General features: G+C 45.5%; 1 pseudogene. It reads left to right on the forward strand.

Annotated features, from left to right (window positions below):
• Window positions 1–584: pseudogene (locus tag ACS8MM_RS15970) on the forward strand (hypothetical protein); the annotation flags it as partial.

Consider the following 584-nt stretch of genomic DNA (forward strand, 5'->3'; position numbering starts at 1 on the left):
TTAGCAAGTCCAAATGCAGTAGCAACAAGTGGTACTTACTATATTATGAGTACTGTAGGAACCTGTTCGGATATCGAAGCGGTAACCGTTACAATAAATCCAACGCCATCGTTAGTGATTACTAATCCGGCAGCAGTTTGTGTTCCTGCAACCGTTGATTTGACAGCGGCAGCGGTTACAACTGGAAGCACCGGTGGAGGTACATTGAGTTATTGGACAGATGCTGCGGCAACTTCGCCATTGGCAAGTCCTAATGCAGTAGCTACAAGTGGTACATATTATATTATGAGTACAGTGGGTTCGTGTACGGATATTGAACCGGTAACGGTTACAGTAAGTCCAAGTCCGGTATTGGTAATTACCAATCCAGCAGCCGTTTGTGCACCATCAACGATTGATTTGACGGCAGCAGCAGTGACGGCGGGCAGTACAGGTAGCGGTACATTAAGTTATTGGACCGATGCAGCGGCAACTGCACCATTAGCAAGTCCAAATGCAGTAGCAACAAGTGGTACTTACTATATTATGAGTACTGTAGGAACCTGTTCGGATATCGAAGCGGTAACCGTTACAATAAATCCAAC

The organism is Flavobacterium sp. MAHUQ-57, assembly GCF_051908335.1.
In the GTDB taxonomy this organism is placed as follows: Bacteria; Bacteroidota; Bacteroidia; order Flavobacteriales; family Flavobacteriaceae; genus Flavobacterium.